Source organism: Nocardiopsis alkaliphila YIM 80379 (assembly GCF_000341005.1).
Taxonomy (GTDB): domain Bacteria; phylum Actinomycetota; class Actinomycetes; order Streptosporangiales; family Streptosporangiaceae; genus Nocardiopsis; species Nocardiopsis alkaliphila.
The window spans coordinates 1-18770 of the sequence record NZ_ANBD01000141.1; the positions used below are offsets into that span (position 1 = coordinate 1).

Sequence of the window (18770 nt, forward strand, 5' to 3'; positions counted from 1 at the left end):
TGATGGAGCGTCCAAGGCTCCGCTCGATGTCCGCGAAGTGCCGTTCGTCGTCGGCGATCAGCTTCGGATCGGCTTTGGGAGATAGTGGTTCAGAAAGAGCGAAAACGCTTGTGGCCTGCGGGTTCACGTGGTCTCCCAGATCATGGGTCATGCTCACGATCGACGATTGTGAACCATGACCGGGGTCTTGCCGCAAGCCCCAGGGGGCGCTATATATTAAGAGTGGCGAGAGGTTTCCGAAATTCTCTTCCCCGCCCCCATCGGCCGTCTCATCGGCCCCTTGGGCGACCTCGCCTCGGACCTGCCCCGTGCGGGGTCCCGCGTCCGCCACCCGCCGCGTTCCGTGCCCCGTACGCGGACGAACCGTTCATCCGCGTGGTCGTTTCGACTTCGATCATTTCCGGCTCGGCCCTAAGGACTCGGTCTGGACCAAGGCCGGATGAGGCTTCACCTTCGCTGCTCGAACCTGGTATCGAACGAAGGGCCGGCCCGAACACCAAGGTCGAACCGGCCCTTGTCGCGGTGTCGGGGCATCAGACCGGGGTGGCGTAACGCAGCACGGCCGCGATGCCGCCGTCGAGCCTCACCTCATCGGCCGGGACGAGTTCGAGTCCGGCACCGGTCGTCGCTACGGCACGCGGGATCGCCGCCTTGGCGGGTTCGGTCCGCGGCTCGGTGACCCCCATTCGACGAAGCTCACGCGCGTTGACGGAGACCTGTTCACCCGAAGCACCGATGTGGAGTTCACGGTCCGCGTGGGGCAGGTCATCGTTCCACAGCAGCATCTCCACCTGGCCGCGTTGAAGGGCGCGCACCACCGAGTCCAGGCCTTCGACGGCGGTGCCGTCGGCACGTCCTCGGCCCAGGGCGTCCACGGCCTTTCGAACGTGCTCGGCCGCCTTGGCATCCAGCTTGGCGGCGAGTTCCTCCTCCAGCGGCGAGTTCTCGTCGCCCCGAGCGCGCGATCCCGCTTCCAGGTCCTCGACCCGTTCCCTGAGGTGCCCGGGAAGATGGTCGGCGACGGTGCCACGCACTTGGACCTCGCCGGCCAGGGCGATGATCTCGGCGTTACCGGCACCGGCGAGTTCGGTGATCGCCTCCGCGACCAGGGAGACGTTCCGACCGATCTGCTCGTCGACGGCACGCTGCATCTGGTGATGGTGGAAACCACCCTCGCGGACCTTGTGAACGGGCTTGTCCTTGCCATCGACCCTGCGGAACACGGTGCGGCCATCGGCGTACTCGGCGGTGATGTCGGCACCGATGCTGTCGATGACGGCGAGGACGTACGGCACGCGTCGGTGGTCGGCCGCGATGTAGGAGAGGGGGTCGGGCAGGTCCCCCACACTCACCTCGAAGTCTCTCGGCGGTCGGGCCACGGTGGAGTCGTAGACGACCTCGTCCCCGGTCGCGTACACCACCTGGCCGTGGGGGCCGGGGACGCCTTCGGTACGGCCGACCACCCCGCCCATGGCCGCCACGGTCTCCTCCGGGGCGCCCTCGTCCAGCAGCGCCGCTCGGGCCTGTTCCCAGCGCAGGCGGATCGCGTGTTCGGCGTCCTCCGTGTCACGGGAGGTGTCGATGAACAGTGACGCCATAGGCGCGGGCCGGTCGTAAAGGGGTTGCAGGAATGTCAGGTCCATGCTCGTTCCTTCCGCCATTCGGTTCGGCGAACCTACGGTGTCCTCTGCCTACGTCGCGAGCCCTTCCCACACGAATCCAGGCCATTCACGAGAAGAACCGACAGCACGTGTGCGCCATGCCACACCGTTCTTTTCTCATATCCCGCTTGAAGCGAGTGAGAAAAGGCATGACCTCCCCTGAGATAGGCAAGGGAAGCCACCGATCCATCAGGAGGAGGGCTCATGAGCCGGTCGGAGAAACTCAAGGGTCGGGCCGCCCAGGTCAGGGGCAAGGCCAAGGAAGTGGCCGGACGCGCGACCGGGAACAAGCGACTGCTCTCCCGGGGCCGTTTCGAGCGGTTCAAGGGCGAGGCGCTCACGCGAGGTTCGGGTTTGAAGGACTCGGTTCGCAAAACCTTGCACGGTCTGCGCTCCGGTAGGACCTGACCGCGCCCGACACGTACCCGGGCTCCTCCCGCTCGTGTTCCCGGGAGGGGCCGTTGTGGTCGTTAGGAAGCCTGTTTCTTGGAGCAGTCGGCGCACAGGCCCCAGTAGACGACCTCCGCCTCGTCGATCGAGAATCCATGGTTGTCGGAGGCGGTCAGACAGGGCGCGTGACCGATGGCGCAGTCGACGTCGGCGATCGCTCCGCACGAGCGGCACACGACGTGGTGGTGGTTGTCCCCGACCCTGGTCTCGTAGCGGGCGACGGTGCCCTGCGGCTGGATACGGCGGATCAGACCGACGTTGGTCAGTGCTTTGAGGACGTCGTAAACGGCTTGGTTCGATACCGCTCCGAGGCTCCCGCGCACGACTTCGATGATCGACTCCGTGTCAGCGTGGGGGTGGTCGTGCACGGCGGAGAGCACCGCGAGCCGTGGGCTCGTCACCCGCAGAGCGGACTCGCGCAGCTGGTGCTCGAAATCCGTTGGGCTTGGCATGTCTTCGAGTCTGCCTCCGAGTCTGGATTCGGTCAAGTTATGGGGTCATTCCAATCTTTTTCGCCCCTCCCCATCGGCCCTGACCCGATTCGGACGTTGGGCCATGGCGGCCGCGCCTTCGGGCGCGATGGCGACGTTGCTCCGACCCCGAGGGCTTCAGGTACCACGATCGCACCCATGGACGAAACATAGGAAAACCGGCACCCCGTGTCGCGGTATCCGGCCCAGGCACCCGACCCGGGTGCCGAAAGCGACCGACCGCCCCACGAAGGCGGGGCGGTCGGTGACGACACGTCCTGAAGGTGGATTCGTGATCAGTCGGTGCCGGACTCCATGGCGGCGTGGTCCAGCCACTCGTGCTCCTCCGCCTCACCGCGAGAGGCGATGGCCTCGGCGCCTCCCTCTGGCATCGCACCGATGAGACCGGTGGAGGCGGCCTGGGCGGCACCGATGGAGGTCGGGTGCTCGCTGCCGACCATCCCCAGGCGGGAGTAGTCCTCCAGCTTGGCGCGGGAGTCGGCGATGTCCAGGTTGCGCATGGTCAGTTGGCCGATGCGGTCGCCAGGGCCGAAGGCGGAGTCCTCGGTGCGCTCCATGGAGAGCTTGTCCGGGTGGTAGCTGAACGAGGGGCCGGTGGTGTCGAGGATGGAGTAGTCCTCCCCGCGACGCAGACGCAGGGTGACCTCACCGGTGACCGCGGTGCCCACCCAGCGTTGAAGGGACTCGCGAACCATGAGGGCCTGGGGCTCCAGCCAACGCCCTTCGTACATCAGGCGCCCCAGACGGCGACCGTCGTTGTGGTACGAGGCGAGGGTGTCCTCGTTGTGGATGGCGTTGACCAGGCGCTCGTAGGCGGCGTGCAGCAGCGCCATACCGGGGGCCTCGTAGATGCCGCGGCTCTTGGCCTCGATGATGCGGTTCTCGATCTGATCGGACATGCCCAGGCCGTGGCGGCCACCGATGGCGTTGGCCTCCAAGACCAGGTCGACGGCGCTGGGGAAGGTCTTGCCGTTGATGGTGACCGGGCGGCCCTGTTCGAAGCCGATCGTGACGTCCTCGGGAACGATCTCGACCTCGGGGTCCCAAAAACGTACGCCCATGATGGGTTCGACCAGCTCGATGCCGGTGTCCAAGTGCTCCAAGGCCTTGGCCTCGTGGGTGGCGCCCCAGATGTTGGCGTCGGTGGAGTACGCCTTCTCCGTGCTGTCCCGGTAGGGCAGACCTCGCTCGACCAGCCACTCCGACATCTCCTTGCGGCCACCGAGTTCGTTGACGAAGTCGGCGTCCAACCATGGCTTGTAGATGCGCAAGGAGGGGTTGGCGAGCAGGCCGTAGCGGTAGAACCGCTCGATGTCGTTGCCCTTGTAGGTGGAGCCATCACCCCAGATCTGCACGCCGTCCTCGAGCATGGCACGAACCAGCAGGGTGCCGGTGACGGCGCGACCCAGCGGTGTGGTGTTGAAGTAGGGGCGGCCTCCCGAACGGATGTGGAAGGCGCCACAGGCCAAGGCGGCCAGCCCCTCCTCGACCAGGGCGGCGCGACCATCGACCAGACGGGCGATCTGGGCACCGTACTCGCCGGCGCGGCCGGGCACCGACTCGATGTCGGGCTCGTCGTACTGGCCGATGTGCGCGGTGTAGGTGCACGGGACGGCACCCTTCTCGCGCATCCACGCGACCGCGACAGAGGTGTCGAGGCCTCCGGAGAAGGCGATTCCGACGCGCTCGCCGGCGGGGAGGGAAGTGAGTACCTTGGACATGCATATAAGCATGCACCCTTATGAATGAACATGCAATTCAAATCGTGCATCGATCCTGTGAGTCACGCCATCCCCCCATCCGACCTGGCCTCTCCCGCCTGAGAGTCGGCCCGCCCCTCGAGTCGAACCGGTTTCTCCATCGCCTGCCCACAGCGACACGCCGACAAGGGTGCTCGACACCGGTTGCCGCATGTGGCGATGTGGACACGAAGAGGAGTGGTGCGCCGACACGACGCTCCCCCTTACCCACGGTCTTGTCGATCGGAGCCGACAGATGCCCTCCTTTCCCACCGCCATCCTGGTCGCGGACGATGGATCGGCCGAGTCGGATTCGGCGTTGGAGGCCGCACTGGAACTGGCTCGTGCCACCGCGTCCTCACTGAGCCTGGTCCACGTCAGATCGCTCTACCCCGCCGTGGTGGGCACCACCGTGACACCGGAACAGGCACGGCGACTACGGGAACAGGGAGAGTACGTCGTCCAGCGACGGGTCGTCGAGGCCTCCGAGTGGGGAATACCCCTGGAACACGTCGAGGTGCGGCTGAGCCGACGGATCGAATCGGCCATCACCGACACGGCCAGAAGGCTCGGGATCGGGTTGCTCGTGGTCGGCGCTCGTGGCGGCGGTGCCACCCAACGTCACGTGCTGGGCGACATCTCTCGCCGATTGGTCCGTGAGGCGCACTGCTCCGTTCTGGTCGTGCACGCCGCGCAGGCCCAGAGCGGCCCTCGAACCCGTTCGGGGCCCTCCCCCCTGGAAGGCGAGACCGCCAAGGGCCCTGAGTCATCCGAGTCCGACTCGACCGAACAGCACCGATAGGAGCCCCCGTGCCGGATTTTCGACTCGTGCCGGTCGACATGCTGGTCATCGTGGCCAGCGTGGCCGCGATCATCGGGATCGCCCTGTGGGTGGGACGCAAACAGGAGGGCACCGAGAGCTACTTCCTGGCCGGCCGCACCATGGTCTGGCCGGTCGTGGGCTTCTCCCTCTTCGCCACCCAGTTCGCCGGAACGCAGTACCTGGGTCTGGCCGGCGCCGGATTCGAAACGGGCATCTCGGTGTGGAACTTCGAGTGGATCGCAACGGTGGTCCTGCTCGTGTTCGCCCTGCTGATCCTGCCCTTCTACCTCCAGTCCAAGATCACCACGGTGCCGGAGTTCCTGGAACGACGTTACGACCGCCGGGCCCGCTACGCCTTCTCCGGATTCACCGTCATCACCGCCATGCTGTTGGACAGCGCGGGCGCGATGTTCGCGGGTTCCCTGGTGTTGTCACTGCTCTTCCCCGAGGTCCCGATCGGCGTCCACATCGCGATCATCGCGCTGCTCGGCGGTGGGTACGTCCTGGTCGGCGGCCTGAAATCGGTGATGATCACCGACACGATCCAGGGAGTGATCCTGTTCGCGGCCGGTGCCGCGCTCTTCATCCTCGTCTTCGCCGAATTCGACTTCGACTGGTCGGCGCTACCCGCCCTGGCCCCCGAGGACGGTTTCACCGTCACCCCGCCCGCCGACGATGGTTTCTTCCCCTGGCCGGGCATCTTCACCGGTGCGATCTGGTTGTCGTTCTACGTCTGGGTGACCAACCACATCGTGGTACAGCGGATCCTGGCCGCCAAGAACATCGACCACGGCCGGTGGGGCGCCCTGTTCGCCGGTTCCCTCCAGCTCCCCCTGCTGCTGTTCCTGATCTTCCCGGGAATCCTCGCCCGCGACATCTACGATCCCGACCAGGTGACCGACAGCGACGTGGTGTGGGTCGCCCTGGTGTTCGACTACGTGCCGGTCGGTATTCGCGGCTTGATCGTGGCGGCGCTCATCTTCGCTCTGATGTCCACCCTCGACTCAGTGCTCAACGGTGCCTCCAGCCTGGTCGTCAACGACTTCATCAAGACCCGCGAGCGCGAGTTCACCGAACGCCAACTGCTGACCATCAGTCGTGTCCTGGTGGGTGTCTTCATGCTGGTGGCCGCCCTGTGGGCGCCGGTGCTCACCACCTTCTCCGGCATCGTGGCCTACTTCCAGTCCTTCCTGGGATACGTGACCATGCCGCTCGTCGTCGTACTGCTCGGCGGCATCTTCTGGCGACGCGCCTCCGTACAGGCCGGCGTGGGCACGCTGGCCGTGGTGCCCTTCGGGCTCTTGGCCTTCTTCCTCGGCGAGGTCTTCGGTCTCTTCGACCTACAGTTCCTCTACGCCACCGGCATCATGCTCCTGCTGAGCCTGGTGGTCTTCGTGACGATCTCCCTGGCCACCGAGGCCCCCGCGGCCGAGAAGGTCGAGGCCATCACCTGGAGCCCGCAGACCTGGAAACAGGAGACCCGGGAGTTGGCCTCGACCCCCTGGTACGGCAACTACCGGGTCTTGGCGATGGTCCTGGGTCTGGTCACCATCGTCGCCGTGGTGCCCTTCATCGGGTGAGCACCACCGGGCGGGCGCGGGGCCCGCCCGGTTACTTCGCGAACCGCCGGGTACCACCACTCCACCTCCGACCCCCGTCCCCCTTGGAGGCACGATGTTCGCGACCATCGCCGCGATCCTGTTCGGGATCGCTCTGTTGCTGGAGGTCATCGGGCAGAGCTTCCCGGACCTGGTCACCACCTGGACCCTCACCCTCGCCGGGCTGCCCTTCCTGGCCCTGCACATGGCCGGTTACGGCACCCGTTCATGGGGGCGGCGTTGAGGAGACCGTCGTGCCCCTCCCCGAACCAGGAGCAAGATGATCGTCATCGGTGTGTCCTCCGGCACCTCGGCCGACGGGATCGACGTCGCCGCCGCCCGTCTGGAATCGGACGGCGACCTGATCCGGTTGACTCCGCTCGGGCACCTCGCCCATCCCTACTCCCCCGACCTGCGGGGGTGGATCCGCGCGGCGCTACCGCCGGCCTCCACCACCCTGGAGATGGTCTGCCGGATCGACACCCGCATCGGCCAGGAGTTCGGTGAAGCGGCCCTGAAGGCCATGGAGGAGTTCACCCAGGGCCGTGCCGACCTGGTCGCATCACACGGGCAGACCCTCTTCCACTGGGTCGGTGGGTCCACCGTGCACGGCACCCTTCAGATGGGGCAGCCCGCCTGGATCGCCGAAGCCACCGGTCTGCCGGTGCTGTCGGACCTGCGCGTGGCCGACGTGGCCGCGGGCGGCCAAGGCGCCCCGTTGGCCGCCACCCTGGACACCCTGCTGTTGGGAGGGCGAAGCGAACCGACGGCGGCGCTCAACCTGGGTGGTATCGCCAACGTCACCGTCGTCCGGCCGGACGCCCCACCCTCGGCCTTCGACACCGGGCCGGCCAACACCCTGATGGACACCGCCATGCGCGTGGTCACCGACGGCGCCCGCGACCTCGACGTCGATGGCGCTTTGGCCCGCACCGGTGCTCCCGATCCCGATCTGTTGGAGTACCTGCTCTCCGAGCCCTATTACCGACTGGGTCCGCCCAAGAGCACCGGACCAGAACTGTTCGGCCCCGACCACCTGGAGAGGGCGCTGCACGAGGTGGGCCGCCCCTCGGACGGCGACCTGCTCGCCACCCTGGTCGAACTCACCGCCATCACCGTCGCCGATGCCCTACGCCCCCACGGGGTGACAGAGGTGTTCGCATCGGGTGGAGGGACTCAGAACCCGGTCCTGATGGATCGACTCGCCACCCACCTGGCACCGGCCCGGCTCACCTCCAGTGACGCGTGGGGGTTGGAGGGGGACGCGAAGGAGGCGTACCTGTTCGCTCTGATCGGCTTCTTGAGCTGGCACGGCGTGCCGGGTTCGGTGTCCGACTGCACCGGTGCCCGCCGCGAGACCGTGGCCGGCCGCATCACGCCGGGCGCGAAACCGCTACGGATCCCAGAACCGGTCGTGTGGACGCCCCGGCGCCTGCGGATCGAACCGGTGCGCGGATAGTACGCCACCGCCCCGACGCTGACCCCCTCGTACACCCCCTGTCCCGGCCCGGCCCCGCCCGCTCACAAGACCCGTCCGCCCGCCGTCCACCTTCCACAGGAGCCGCCCGGTGCAAACCGTCGACATCGTCGTCATCATCGTCTATCTGTTGTGTTCGGCCTGGTTGGGTCTGAAGCTGTCCGGCCGTCAACGCGACGTCAAGGACTACTTCATCGGCAACCGCGAGCTGCCCTGGTGGGCCGTGTGCCTGTCCGTGGTGGCCACCGAGACCAGTGCGCTCACCGTGATCAGTGTTCCCGGCATCGCCTACCTGGGCGACGTCACCTTCCTCCAGGTCGCCGTGGGCTACCTGATCGGTCGGATCGTGGTCGCCTTCCTGCTGCTGCCCCGCTACCACCGGGGCGAGATCACCACCGCCTACGCCTATCTGGGCTCGCGCTTCGGCCGGGGAATGCAGGCCACGGCCTCGGTCACCTTCTTGTTCACCCGTCTGCTCGCCGACGGTGTGCGCCTGTTCGCGGCGGCCATCCCCATGAAGATCATCCTGGACTCCTTGGGACTGGGGGCCTCCTACTTCACGATCGTCGCGGTCATGGGCCTGGTCACCATCCTGTACACCCTGATCGGCGGGATCCGCGCGGTGGTGTGGGTGGACGTGCTCCAGATGGGGTTGTACGTGGTGGGTGGCGTGGTGTCCCTGGTCGTCATCATGGTCACCCTGGACGTGAACTTCCTGACGGTCGCCGCCGAGGAGGGCAAGACCCGATTCCTGGACTTGACCTCCGACCCGATCTCCTCCCCCTACGCCACGGTCACGGCGGTGTTGGGCGGGGCCCTGCTGTCCATGGCCTCCCACGGCGCCGACCAGCTCATCGTGCAGCGACTCTTGGGGTGTCGCACGCTGCGCGACGCCCAGAAGGCGGTGATCGTGAGTGGGATCGTGGTGTTCGTCCAGTTCGCCCTGTTCCTGACCGTGGGACTGGCGCTGTACTCCTACTTCGAACGTGCCACGGTGGAACGGTTGGGCTTGAGCACCTCCGACGAGCTGTTCCCGGTGTTCATCACCGAAGGATTGCCCGCCGGACTGTCCGGGTTGCTCCTGGCGGGGATCATGGCCGCGGCGATGAGCACCCTGTCCTCCTCCCTGTCGGCGCTGTCGTCTTCCTCCATGGCCGACCTGTACGAGAAGTTCTCCCGACAGCGGCTCGAAGGCGAGCGGGCGCTGCGGATGAGCCGTCTGTTCACCCTGGGCTGGGGACTGGTGTTCATCGGAGCGGCGGCGATGTTCACCGGAACCGACAACCCGGTGGTGGAGCTGGGGTTGTCCGTCGCGAGCATCACCTACGGCGGGCTCCTGGGCGCGTTCTTCCTGGGCTTGTGGGTCCGTCGGGCCCGGCAGGCGGACGCCGCCATCGCCTTCGGGGTGGCCGTGGCCACCATGGCCTGGCTGTTCCTGTTCGCGCCGGAACTGGTCGGGTTCACCTGGTACACGGCGATCGGGACCACCATCACGGTGGGGCTGGGGTACCTGTCGTCCCTGCGACACCGCGACGACGACCTCTCGGGCCGGCCCACGGAATCGCCCATGCCGAGCGGGGAGGAACGCTCCTGAACGACCGTGGGGCGCTCTCCCGAGGATGGAAGAGCGCCCCACGAGGGTTTCACGTCCATCTCACTCGTACTCGGTGCCACCCTTGCGGGTGAGGTAGGCGTCGGGAGCCATGGCGGTGAGCCTCGCCCTACGGGGTCGGCCCATGTGAACCCGAGCGGTGGCGCCGCTCTGAAGGTCGTCGGGGCGGGGCGGATGGCGGGCCGGACCGTCGGTGCACGGCAGAGGCTCACCGCGGGTACGAGGTCCGGCGGTGGATCCCCGGTTCGAAGTGCTCGGCTCATCGCCCGGCCGGGCGATGATCTCTCCCGAATCGGCGGTGTGCTCCCGGGTAGGGACAGAGCGACCTCGTGTTCGGGCGGCCGATAGGCGTGACCGTCCCTGACCCGAGCCATCCGTAGACCACCGGGGACGATCGTCCCGTCGTAGGAGAGAGTCGGGGCCCTGGATCCTCCCCACATCCTGACAGGCGCGTCCTCGCGTACCAAGAGCTCGGCGGGCCCGGTGTTCCAGGGCCCGGTCCGGCCTAGAGTGGAGGGTTCGACAGGGATGGAGCCTCGGCCCCGTCCAGCACACGTGTTCCCCGCCGGGCGGGGACGACCCGGATCGGATCACCTTGTACCTGACCAACATCAGTCTCGACCCCGAGCGCGCCACCGGTATGCAGGAGTGGACGGTGATGGGGCGCGCCGTGGCCGGCGCGGTCGACCCCGATCCCGAGTCGAAGGCCCGTGTGCTGTGGGCGCGTCTGGCTCCGAACATGCTGTTGGTCAGCTCCGACACCGCTCCGGCCTGGGGCAAGGTTCCCGGGGCGATCTCGGCCACCTTCCACGACCTGCCCCTGCACGCCGTGGGAGAGAGGGTCGAGTGGGAACTGATCGCCGCCCCCACCCGACGTCGTGGAGAGGACCCCGACTCAGCCCGCAAGGGCGGCAAGCGTGTCCCCGTTCCCGAGTCCGGGTTCCAGGAGTGGCTGGACCAGAAGCTGGCGGGAGCGTTGAAGGTGACATCCGTGGGTTGGAAACACCTGGGTGGCAGGCCGGCCCGATATCACTTCAGTGGACTGGCCACGGTGGTGGACGGCGACACGCTGCGAGAGCTGTCCCTGCGCGGGATCGGCACTGGTCTGAAGACGGGGGCCGGGCTGCTGCTCACTCAAGAGGCTCGGTGAACAAAGCGAAAAAAGCACACAAAAGCCTTTTAGTTCACATAGATCCCATTGGCTACAACCTCGTGGCGGAGTGTTGCATTCGTCGGTCAAATAATGAAGGTTTTCTCCAAGGGTGTGTTCTCCAAAGACACATCCTGAGCCCGAGCCGAGCGTCGTACAAGGATCGACCGGGACGAACCCAGGTCCCGGCCCTGCCCGCCCGACAGCGAGCCCGAAGGAGCAACCTTGGCGTACCCACACCGGAACCCCACCGGACGACCCCCGGTTCCGATCCCCCGCGTCACCCTGTTCGGTGGCGCCTTGGTCGCCGCGTTGACGGCATCCCTGCTGCACGCGCCCCAAGCCGCCTCCGAACCCGCTCCGCGGGAACAGAGCGCCTGCGAAACCGACCCCCAGGCCCCGCCCAAACACCAGATGCGCGCCGAGTGGATCGCCGGAGTGCACAACATCGACTGGCCCTCCCGACAGGGCATGAGCGTGCAGGACCAGAAGGCCGAACTGGCCGGCCTCTACGACGAGGCCGTCGACAACGGTCTCAACGCGGTGTTCGTCCAGGTCAGACCCACGGCTGACGCGTTCTGGCCCTCGCCCCACGAACCATGGTCGGAGTGGCTGACCGGGGAGCAGGGTGGCGACCCCGGGTACGACCCGTTGGAGTACGCCATCGAGGAGGCCCACGCCCGGAACCTGGAGTTCCACGCCTGGTACAACCCCTACCGGGTCGCCATGCACGACGACCCCGGACGCCTGGTGGAGGACCACCCGGCACGACGGAACCCCGACTGGGTGTTCTCCTACAACGGTCAGCTCTACTACGACCCCGGTGTCCCCCAAGCCCGCGATTTCGTGATCGAGGCGATGATGCACTCGGTCGAGAACTACGACATCGACGGTGTGCACTTCGACGACTACTTCTACCCCTACCCAGGGGACGCGGAGCTCCCGGACGCGGACACCTACGCCGAACACGGCGCGCGCTTCGACGACATCGAGGACTGGCGGCGCGACAACGTCGACACCATGGTCCGCCGAATGAGCGAGGCGATCAACGCCGTCAAGCCGCACGTGAAGTTCGGCATCAGCCCGTTCGGGATCTGGCGTAACTCCAGTACCGACCCCGAGGGTTCGGACACCAACGGTTCCCAGTCCTACGACGGGCAGTACGCCGACAGCCGCAAGTGGGTCACCGAGGGTTGGCTCGACTACATCAACCCACAGATCTACTGGGAGATCGGGCTTCCCGTGGCCGACTACGCGGTCCTGGTCCCCTGGTGGGAAGAGGTCGCCGCGAGCACCGGCACCCACCTGTACATCGGCCAGGCCGCCTACAAGGTGGGCAACGCGGGCGCGTGGGAGGACCCGAACGAGCTCTCCCTTCACCTGGACTTCAACCGCGACCACCCCGGCGTTCAGGGCGACGTGTACTTCAGCGCGACCTCGCTGCGCACCAACGCCCAAGAGGCCATGGGCATCGTGCGGGAGGACCACTACTCCAGTCCGGCCTTGGTCCCGGTCAAGAAGGACCTCGGTGGGACCGTTCCCGCGCCGCCCCGAGCGAGCGCGGGTGGGGATGGAACCCTGAGCATCACTCCGGGCCCGGGTGAGCGGCCGGCCTACTACGCCGTGTACGCCTTCGACGGCGTGCCCGACCGGGAGCAGGCCCGATGTGGAATCCAGGATCCGCGTGCCATGTTGGGCACGGTGCGCGCGGGTGACGATGGGACGGCGAGCTTCGAAGTCTCCGAAGGCACCGAAGGCACCGACACCACGTACTACGTGACCGCCCTGCACAGGCTGCACCACGAGAGCCGCGCGAGTTCCCCGGTACGCCTTCCCTAGGAACGATGGTCCGCCCAGGTCAGGGGCGAAGAGCCGATGAGGGACCCGACGTCATCGTCGGGTCCTTCGTACTTCCCGAGAAGAGGACCCTTTCACCCCTTCTCAAAAAGCAACAGTACTGTCATTGTTCTTTCATGACCTCCCACACACTCGGCACCAACCTGCGACGTCTCCTCATCACCCTGGATGGGGCCGTCGATCGCGCCTACGAAGCGGAAGGGATCACCTTCCGGGCCGCCTTCACCCCGGTGACCCGGGCCCTGCTACGCCACCTGTCGCTGTCGGTGGGCGGTCTGGCCAGGGAAACCGGCATGACCCGTTCGGCCACCAGCCAGACCGTCGCCCACATGCGCAGGCTCGACCTGCTCACCCAGGCCGAAAGCACGGACGGCCGAGAGCGGCGCGTTCGACTGAGTCCGCTCTGTTTGGAACAGCTACCTCTCATCGAACGTCGCTGGCGACTCACCAACGAGGCCGCGCGCGCCCTGGACCAAGAGCTCGAGACCGACCTGAACGGGACCATCGAGGCGGCCCTGGCCGCCTTGGAGCGACGCCCCTACCTTCCGGGGAAGTACGACCCGGGCTCGATCGACGCCGCCGACGTGGCGGTCGCTGCGGCGGAGGTGGCCGACCTGGTCACGGAGCACTACGTCCACCCGGCCACCGGGCATCGGGTGGCCGACGAGCTCCGTTCCCTGCCCGCGACAGAGGAACCTTCCCTGACGACGTTGGCGGCCACGCTCACCCAGGTGATGCGCCCACATGACGCCCATTTCCAGGTCGTGCCCACCGCGAAGAGCCGACGCCGTAACCGACGGGCGCGCGCCCGGGCCGGCGAAGTGGGCTTCACCGTCAGCGAGGACTCCGGTGTGGTCTTGGTGGAGATCGCCGAGTTCGTTCACCTGGACCCCGATACCGAGGCGGGACGGCACACGATCGAGACGGCGCGAGAGCGGTTGCGGGTCCTTACCGACGCGCGGACCGTGGTCTTCGACCTGCGGGGGACCCCGGGCGGTGCGCCGAGCATGGTGGAGTTCCTCGTGGACCACCTGGTACCCGCCGAGCCGGTCGAGGTGGTCACCTTCCACTCTCGAAAGGGGGAAGTCTGGCGCTCATGGACCGCGGCCGACCCCGACATCGCCCGGCGCCCGGACGTGCCGGTGTACGTACTGGTGGACGCGGGCACCGCCTCGGCGGCGGAGAGCTTCGCCCTGGCTCTGCGCACCCTGGGGCGCGCCACCTTGGTGGGGCACCGCACGGCGGGCGCGGCCAACCCCGGCGACTACTTCGCCACCGGCTCCGGTCTATCCGTGTTCATCTCCACCGGCGCCCCGGCCGATCCACGCACCGGCGCCACGTGGGAGGGCACCGGCCTCGCACCGGACCTCGCCTGCCACGCGCCCTTGGCGTTTCAACGGGCTTTGGAGGAGTGGCAGGCCTTGGACGGACGGTAGGACGGCGGCCTTGGAGGCGCTGAAGGGACGGTGAGCGGTCCCAAAGGAGCGGCAGTGGGCACATGGACGGATCCGTGCGGTGGCGTCGCCGAACTGCCAGACTCCAAGCATGGGAGAGTTCGTCACCGTCCGCCGGCGGCCCGAGGTCAGCCTGTTCTGCTCGTCCTTGGGGCCAGCAGAGGGGACCCCGTTGCTGGTGGTGCATGGTGGGCCGGATTGGGACCACAGCTACCTGCGCCGACCCTTGGATCTGCTGGGACGCCCGGTGCTCCTGCCCGACCTACGGGGCTGTGGCCGTTCCACTCGTGGCCTGGGCCTCGATGGCTACTCCTTCGAGGCCGCAGCCGAAGACCTGGTGCTCTTGGCGGACCGATTCGGCTGGGACCGGTTCGACCTGCTCGGGTTCTCCACCGGTGGACAGATCGCCCAGCGGGTTCTGTTGGCGGCGCCTGAGCGGGTCCGCCGCACCGTGCTGGCGTCGAGCACTCTGTGGCCGGTGGGGGAGGCCGATTTCGGCCAGTGGCCCGAACGGGACGCTCGGCGCGTGGCGGAGGCCCGAGTGTGGGCACGGTCCGCGTCGGTCGGCCCGGACCTGGTCCAAGAGGCCGCCTTCGCCGGGGCCGAGGCCAACGTGTACCGGCGGGATCGAATACCCGCCTACCTGGCGTTGTTGGAGCGAGTTCTATGGTCCTCGGAGTGGGTCGACCCGTGGCGAGCCGGACGACTGGACTCCCCACGTCCCGAGAACGGCCCGAAGCGACTGCGGGAACTGGGGGCACCCCTACTGTTCCTGCACGGACGCCAGGACATGGTCTTTCCCGCCGCCTTCGCCGAGCGTGCGGCGGAGTTCCTGCCCACCGCGCGTTCGGTGATCCTGGAGGACGCGGGGCACATGGCGCACGTGGACCGGCCCGAGGCCTGGTTGTCGGCGCTGGACGATTTTCTCTCCGAGCCCTGACCATCGGTGGATCCGGAGACGACGGACGGCCCGCGTCCGCGTGGACCCGGACCGTCGAAGGGGCCCTCGTCAACCCTCGGTGGCGGGGATGACACTGCCACCGTAGGTCTCCTCGACGAAGCGGACCGTCTCCGGAGAGGTCAACAGCTCCACCAAGGTCGCGATGCGCGGATCGTCGGCGTTGTCCGCACGGGCCGCCAGAACGTTCACGTACGGGTTGTCGGCGAACTCCTCGAGCAGGATCGAGTCCTCCTCGAAGTCCAGACCCGCCTCCTGCGCGTAGTTGTTGTTGACGATGGCGGCGTCGACGTCGTCCAGCGAACGAGGTAGCTGGGCCGCCTCGACCTCCCGAAAGTCCAGACCGAGGGGGTTCTCCTCGATGTCGGTGAGGCCGAAGGTGGCTTCGTCGATACCGGCGGCGAGGGTGATGAGTCCACCCTCCTCCAACAACAGGAGCGCCCGGAACGCGTTGGTGGGGTCGTTGGGCAGTGCGATCTCGGAACCCTCCGCCAGGTCGGCGACCTCGTCCACGCTCTTGGAGTACAGACCCAGCGGCGGCAGGTAGATCTGCTCGACCGCGACGAGCTCGGTGTCGTTGCCCTCGTTGTACTCCCGTAGGAACGGTTCGTGCTGGTAGAGGTTGGCGTCGAGCTGCTTTTCGGCGAGTGCGGCGTTGGGCGCGATGTAGTCGGAGTACTCGTGGACCTCCAGGACGAGACCGGCTTGGGGGGCGAGTTCGGACTCGACGAATTCCAGGATGTCACCGGCCGGAACGGCGGTGGCGCCCACGAGGAGGGGATCCTCGCCTTCGGCCGCCCGCGAGTCGTTCTCAGAGGGGGCGCCACAGGCGGGGGGCGNAACAGGGCCAAAACGGCGAGGGCGGCGAGGGCGGCGCGAGGCATGGGGGTCCTTCCGGTGTTGCGAACGGATGTACCGCGTAGGGATGGGCCACGACGCCCTCAATTCCCTACTTAATTGATAGTAAATTAGGAATCGACCCGGATGTCCATAGTCGGTGACCAAGCGCACACTCGCTGACCAGCCAGAAAAGATGGTCTTTCACCGAGAGTCACTGACTCATCGGGGCGCGCACGGGCTCCTCTACCTCACGTCTGCCTTCCCTAGGCACTCACACCCCTTACCAGCGCCTTACCCGAGCCGGGGACGACCTTCGATGACGGCACCCTGGGTGAGGGGAACCGAATTTCCCAAGGACGGAACGAAGCAGATGTTCAGTGACGTGATCGGGTGGGTCAAGGGACTGTTCGGTGCCACCGCCGACGAAGTGATGGATGGTGCGACCGGCGCCCTCGACCGATCCGGGTCGGGTGTGGAGGAGGCTCTGGGCACCGCCCAGGAGATCGGGCGGGGCTTGGAAACGGGCACCGAATCATTCCTCCAGGACGGTGGGGCGACGGACCTGGCCCAGGACTTCCAGGAGAGTGCTCCGGCAGGGGTCACCGAGTCCGCCCAAGGGTTCCAGGAGCAGACACAGGCCCTGGGCGAAATCGCGGAGGACCCGTGGGACGCGGCGGTGGAGGGCGTCCAAGGACAGAGCCTCGACGGGAAGTGAGCCCGCTCGGGCGCGAGGCCGATGCGGCCTGGCGCCCGAGCGCCCCCGACCCATCCGTGGATCAGCGACCGGGCAGGGCGCCCCCGTTGACCCCGAGCACCTGGCCGGTGGTCCAGCCCGCGTCGGGTGAGGCTTCGGCGTTGGCCGCCACCACCTGTTCCAAGACCTTCTCGCGGCGCCCCAGGATGTGCACCTCATCGCCCTGACGAACGAAGCGTTCGGCGATGGCACGGCCCATGCCGGCACCTCCACCAGTGACGATGATTCTGCGCATGGGTTCCTCCAGGGGGTCATCGGGCCCGTCGCGTACCCGCGCATGAAACCACGGTCGTTCCAAGGCTTCCAGCGACTTTCGGGTCGGCCGGTCGACCGACACCCGGTAAGCGGGAGCGATTTCCCCACCTCCGAATGCGTAACATCCTTGATACCCAGAGTGACGCCAAGTCTTCGACCAACCATGGAGTTCCGTTGAAATCGACCGTCAGGCCACGTCAATTGGTCCTGCGTCTGGCCACCGGCGCCTCCCTGCTCAACTCCGGCCTGAACAAACGCGGAGCCGACGAGTGCACCGCCGTGGACCTGCACGGCATGGCGGTCGACACCTATCCCTTCCTGGACAAGATCGACCCGGTCACCTTCACCCGAGCGTTGTGCGCCGGGCAGATCGCCTTGGGAGGCGCCCTCCTGGTCCCCTTGGTCCCGAACAAACTGGTGGGTGCGGGGCTGAGCGTCTTCGCGACGGGCCTGTTCGCGCTGTACCTGCGCACACCCGGGATGCACAAGCCCCGAAGTCTCGCCCCGACCCCGGAGGGCGTCGGACTGTCCAAGGACCTGTGGTTGTTGGGTGCGGGACTGTCCCTGGTCCTGGATGGGAGAGAGCGCCAGGGCTGACCCCACTCGAAGAACACGCCCCGCGCTCTTGGACGAGACCCCTCGCCCCGGCGACCGACCGTCCACGGAAGGCTCGGCGGCCGGAATCCACGCCCCCAGGGGAAAGCCCTCACGGTCATCGCCACCATGCGCTCGATCACCGCGCCGCCTCGCCCCAAGGCCTTTGGCTGCCCCCTCTCCACGTTCGGGTCCTCGTGACCCGACCCGCGTCGTGCCCTACCCCTCCACCCGGGCGGGCCGAGTGGCTTCGTGTCGCCCCACCCACACACCGATCGGCGCTCTGGCCATGCTTTTACTCGTGGACGGTTTCGCCGTGGAGCATCCGGGACCGGTGGTGTCGTTCTGGGCGATCGCGGTGCCCGTGGGCGCCTTGGTGCCGACGGCCCGGTACCCCCTGGGCGAGGTGGCCCGGCCCTGAGCACGCGCCGGCCGAACGGTCGGGTGCTCCACGTGTCCGACCGACGACGGAAGGTTATTACCGAACGGTAATCAAATGCCCATTCACCTGGAGTTTTCCTCGAATGGCATCGGGTATCAGAAAAACCGTCGTCATATGGTGTTTACATATCACCATTGAATGACTACGGTGCATGAAAGCGCTCGGGTTCACAGGGGCCATCCGAGAAGGCCACCAGAACCGGTTCGCTCACCTTGCACACCGTATTCGACGACAATTGTCCACCACTGACTGGGAGCGCTCCCAACTCTCCCGTTCAGCTCAACACACATGTTTCACCCCAGGTCGGCGCCGAGACTCCCGGAACGCCTCCGGCGCCGACCACCGAACCGTCGTGCCTGGAACCCGACGCTCTGATCGCTCCTTTGTGGATTCACCCCGCTCACCATAAGGAAGATACGAGATGAGAAAACACCACGCCGCGAAAAGGACCCCATGGGTCCGCGGTGGGTTGGCCGCGGCCGCCGGATTCGGCCTCGTCCTTTCCGGCGCACACGTGCTGTCCTCCCCGGCCGAGGTCGAACTGAGCTCGGCCGATGAGGCCACCACGGAGCGTGTCGATAATCCGTACGTGGGCGCCGATGTGTACGTGAACCC

Annotated in this window: 17 protein-coding genes and 1 pseudogene; 13 read left to right on the plus strand and 5 right to left on the minus strand. The window is 67.1% G+C overall.

Annotation, left to right across the window (positions count from 1 at the left end; all coding sequences use genetic code 11):
- Nucleotides 1-533: 533 nt before the first annotated feature.
- Nucleotides 534-1643, minus strand: a complete 1110-nt coding sequence (locus D472_RS0119735) for a baeRF2 domain-containing protein (RefSeq protein WP_017606189.1) — start codon at nucleotides 1641-1643, stop codon at nucleotides 534-536.
- A 222-nt stretch (nucleotides 1644-1865) separates the two neighbouring features.
- Here D472_RS0119735 and D472_RS0119740 point away from each other — a divergent pair, with 222 nt between their 5' ends.
- Nucleotides 1866-2069: a CsbD family protein gene (locus D472_RS0119740; RefSeq protein ID WP_017606190.1), complete on the plus strand. Its 204-nt coding sequence runs from the start codon at nucleotides 1866-1868 to the stop codon at nucleotides 2067-2069.
- A 62-nt stretch (nucleotides 2070-2131) separates the two neighbouring features.
- Here the strand turns inward: D472_RS0119740 and D472_RS0119745 are convergent, their stop codons facing one another.
- Complete coding sequence (locus tag D472_RS0119745; RefSeq protein ID WP_026117884.1) at nucleotides 2132-2563, minus strand: Fur family transcriptional regulator; 432 nt, start codon at nucleotides 2561-2563, stop codon at nucleotides 2132-2134.
- Between the two features lie 314 nt (nucleotides 2564-2877).
- A complete protein-coding gene (argG, locus tag D472_RS0119750) occupies nucleotides 2878-4323 on the minus strand; it encodes an argininosuccinate synthase (RefSeq protein ID WP_017606192.1) in 1446 nt (481 codons plus the stop codon).
- Between the two features lie 274 nt (nucleotides 4324-4597).
- On the opposite strand from argG, the gene D472_RS26035 reads away from it, so the two are divergent.
- From D472_RS26035 to D472_RS0119805, 9 genes are all read left to right on the plus strand, one after another.
- Entirely contained in the window at nucleotides 4598-5143 is a 546-nt protein-coding gene (locus D472_RS26035; RefSeq protein ID WP_017606193.1) for a universal stress protein, read from the plus strand.
- An 8-nt stretch (nucleotides 5144-5151) separates the two neighbouring features.
- Nucleotides 5152-6744, plus strand: coding sequence for a sodium:solute symporter family transporter (locus tag D472_RS0119760; protein WP_017606194.1), 1593 nt, complete (start codon nucleotides 5152-5154; stop codon nucleotides 6742-6744).
- A gap of 94 nt (nucleotides 6745-6838) precedes the next feature.
- Complete coding sequence (locus D472_RS28745) at nucleotides 6839-7006, plus strand: hypothetical protein (protein WP_017606195.1); 168 nt, start codon at nucleotides 6839-6841, stop codon at nucleotides 7004-7006.
- Nucleotides 7007-7042: 36 nt separating this feature from the next.
- Entirely contained in the window at nucleotides 7043-8221 is a 1179-nt protein-coding gene (locus D472_RS0119770) for an anhydro-N-acetylmuramic acid kinase (RefSeq protein WP_017606196.1), read from the plus strand.
- Between the two features lie 109 nt (nucleotides 8222-8330).
- The gene (locus tag D472_RS0119775) at nucleotides 8331-9833 is read left to right on the plus strand and encodes a sodium:solute symporter (protein ID WP_017606197.1); all 1503 of its coding nucleotides are present in this window, start codon (nucleotides 8331-8333) and stop codon (nucleotides 9831-9833) included.
- Between the two features lie 613 nt (nucleotides 9834-10446).
- Nucleotides 10447-11001, plus strand: coding sequence for a type I-E CRISPR-associated protein Cas6/Cse3/CasE (locus tag D472_RS0119785; protein ID WP_017606198.1), 555 nt, complete (start codon nucleotides 10447-10449; stop codon nucleotides 10999-11001).
- A 225-nt stretch (nucleotides 11002-11226) separates the two neighbouring features.
- The gene (locus D472_RS0119790) at nucleotides 11227-12840 is read left to right on the plus strand and encodes a glycoside hydrolase family 10 protein (RefSeq protein WP_017606199.1); all 1614 of its coding nucleotides are present in this window, start codon (nucleotides 11227-11229) and stop codon (nucleotides 12838-12840) included.
- A gap of 134 nt (nucleotides 12841-12974) precedes the next feature.
- Nucleotides 12975-14294: a S41 family peptidase gene (locus tag D472_RS27205; RefSeq protein ID WP_017606200.1), complete on the plus strand. Its 1320-nt coding sequence runs from the start codon at nucleotides 12975-12977 to the stop codon at nucleotides 14292-14294.
- Nucleotides 14295-14403: 109 nt separating this feature from the next.
- Nucleotides 14404-15252: an alpha/beta fold hydrolase gene (locus tag D472_RS0119805; protein ID WP_017606201.1), complete on the plus strand. Its 849-nt coding sequence runs from the start codon at nucleotides 14404-14406 to the stop codon at nucleotides 15250-15252.
- 69 nt (nucleotides 15253-15321) lie between these two features.
- Here the strand turns inward: D472_RS0119805 and D472_RS26050 are convergent.
- Nucleotides 15322-16154 (minus strand): annotated as a pseudogene (locus D472_RS26050) (MetQ/NlpA family ABC transporter substrate-binding protein).
- A gap of 326 nt (nucleotides 16155-16480) precedes the next feature.
- On the opposite strand from D472_RS26050, the gene D472_RS0119815 reads away from it, so the two are divergent.
- Nucleotides 16481-16825 carry a hypothetical protein gene (locus D472_RS0119815; RefSeq protein ID WP_026117885.1) on the plus strand — a complete coding sequence of 115 codons (345 nt, stop codon included), beginning with the start codon at nucleotides 16481-16483 and terminating at the stop codon, nucleotides 16823-16825.
- A gap of 61 nt (nucleotides 16826-16886) precedes the next feature.
- On the opposite strand, the gene D472_RS0119820 is transcribed toward D472_RS0119815, so the two are convergent.
- Nucleotides 16887-17099 (minus strand): SDR family NAD(P)-dependent oxidoreductase, encoded by a 213-nt coding sequence (locus tag D472_RS0119820; protein WP_083903538.1) that lies wholly within the window; start codon nucleotides 17097-17099, stop codon nucleotides 16887-16889.
- A gap of 194 nt (nucleotides 17100-17293) precedes the next feature.
- Between D472_RS0119820 and D472_RS0119825 the strand changes: the two genes are divergently transcribed.
- The gene (locus D472_RS0119825; RefSeq protein WP_026117886.1) at nucleotides 17294-17716 is read left to right on the plus strand and encodes a hypothetical protein; all 423 of its coding nucleotides are present in this window, start codon (nucleotides 17294-17296) and stop codon (nucleotides 17714-17716) included.
- A gap of 860 nt (nucleotides 17717-18576) precedes the next feature.
- Nucleotides 18577-18770: hypothetical protein (locus D472_RS0119835; protein ID WP_026117887.1), on the plus strand; the 194-nt coding region annotated here is incomplete at its 3' end.

Coding starts and splice junctions, on each gene's coding strand:
- D472_RS0119735 (WP_017606189.1), bottom strand. CDS start 1,643: ATGGACCTGACATTCCTGCAACCCCTTTACGACCGGCCCGCGCCTATG.
- D472_RS0119740 (WP_017606190.1), top strand. CDS start 1,866: ATGAGCCGGTCGGAGAAACTCAAGGGTCGGGCCGCCCAGGTCAGGGGC.
- D472_RS0119745 (WP_026117884.1), bottom strand. CDS start 2,563: ATGCCAAGCCCAACGGATTTCGAGCACCAGCTGCGCGAGTCCGCTCTG.
- argG (WP_017606192.1), bottom strand. CDS start 4,323: ATGTCCAAGGTACTCACTTCCCTCCCCGCCGGCGAGCGCGTCGGAATC.
- D472_RS26035 (WP_017606193.1), top strand. CDS start 4,598: ATGCCCTCCTTTCCCACCGCCATCCTGGTCGCGGACGATGGATCGGCC.
- D472_RS28745 (WP_017606195.1), top strand. CDS start 6,839: ATGTTCGCGACCATCGCCGCGATCCTGTTCGGGATCGCTCTGTTGCTG.
- D472_RS0119770 (WP_017606196.1), top strand. CDS start 7,043: ATGATCGTCATCGGTGTGTCCTCCGGCACCTCGGCCGACGGGATCGAC.
- D472_RS27205 (WP_017606200.1), top strand. CDS start 12,975: ATGACCTCCCACACACTCGGCACCAACCTGCGACGTCTCCTCATCACC.
- D472_RS0119805 (WP_017606201.1), top strand. CDS start 14,404: ATGGGAGAGTTCGTCACCGTCCGCCGGCGGCCCGAGGTCAGCCTGTTC.
- D472_RS0119815 (WP_026117885.1), top strand. CDS start 16,481: ATGTTCAGTGACGTGATCGGGTGGGTCAAGGGACTGTTCGGTGCCACC.
- D472_RS0119820 (WP_083903538.1), bottom strand. CDS start 17,099: ATGCGCAGAATCATCGTCACTGGTGGAGGTGCCGGCATGGGCCGTGCC.